General features: G+C 62.1%; 2 protein-coding genes. One reads left to right on the top strand and one right to left on the bottom strand.

What is annotated here, in order from left to right; genetic code table 11:
• Positions 1-664 (bottom strand): outer membrane protein (locus tag APM_RS17995; RefSeq protein WP_007424826.1); only part of this gene is annotated, 664 nt, incomplete at its 3' end.
• Positions 665-761: 97 nt separating this feature from the next.
• Between APM_RS17995 and APM_RS22430 the strand changes: the two genes are divergently transcribed.
• A partial coding sequence (locus tag APM_RS22430; protein WP_206740707.1) for a hypothetical protein occupies positions 762-966 on the top strand: 205 nt, incomplete at its 3' end.

Here is a 966-nt window from a genome sequence, read left to right as displayed (position 1 = left end):
CCATCAGCATATTGTTGCCTTCGTCGCCCACCTTCATCGTCACCGGTGTAGCACCGACGGTGGCGCGATAGTTGTCGCTGCCCATGGTGCGCATGTAGCGATATTCGACGGTGGCGGACAGGCCCGGCGCGGCCGGGATCGGGAAGGCCAGACCGGCGATCGCCTGGTAGGCGAAGGCGCCGGGCGTGCCATTGAAGCGCGCGCCCGTCACGCCGGCATTGCGCCACTGCAGCCACTGATAGCCGACGCCGGCGCCGACATACGGATAGACATAGGGAACGCCGACATCGAAATCATACAGGGCGTTCGCCATGAAGCCGTATTTCTGCTCGGTGCCGGATACCACCGCCTGCGCGCCGTTCCCGTCGACCTTCGCGGCCTGATTGTGGAAATAGTCGCCCTCGAGTTCGACGCGGAAGCCGTTGCCGAAGCCGTAGCCGACCGAAGCCTCGCCGGTGAACCCGTTATGGAAGAGGGTGCGCGCCCCCGAGGTGAAGTCCTGGTATGGCGTCGAGATACTTTTCACCTTGCGGCTGCCCATGATGTTGTAGCCGAGGCCAAGACTGACATAGGGGCCGGTGACCGGCTGAGCCATCGCCGCCGCCGGAACCAGGGCGGGAGCCGCGATGATCGTCGCCGCCAGAAGTGTCGTGCGCAATTTCATTTTCGTCTCTCCTCGTGCGCCGGAGCCTGTTTGCTGATCGAACGGTTAAGCTTCCGTCGACGGACATTTAGCATCGCCCCTGCCGATGCAGGAGGGCTTGAACGTTGACGCCCCGTATTTCCGGATTGGTGTTGCTCCAAAACCACAGACCGGAACGCGATGTGACAATATCACGACGTTTGCCAGATCCTTGGCCAATGACAGAAAAACCCCAGCGTTTCCGCCGGGGTTTCCTGATCCGATCCGCAGGCCTTGCTCAGTGGAGGATGATTTCCACGCGGCGGTTCTGCGGCTCGCGAACA

Origin of the sequence: Acidiphilium sp. PM, from assembly GCF_000219295.1 — a bacterium.
Classification (GTDB): Bacteria; Pseudomonadota; Alphaproteobacteria; order Acetobacterales; family Acetobacteraceae; genus Acidiphilium; species Acidiphilium multivorum.
The sequence above is the reverse complement of the archived record's forward strand: the minus strand, read 5'-3'. Positions and strand labels throughout refer to the sequence as shown.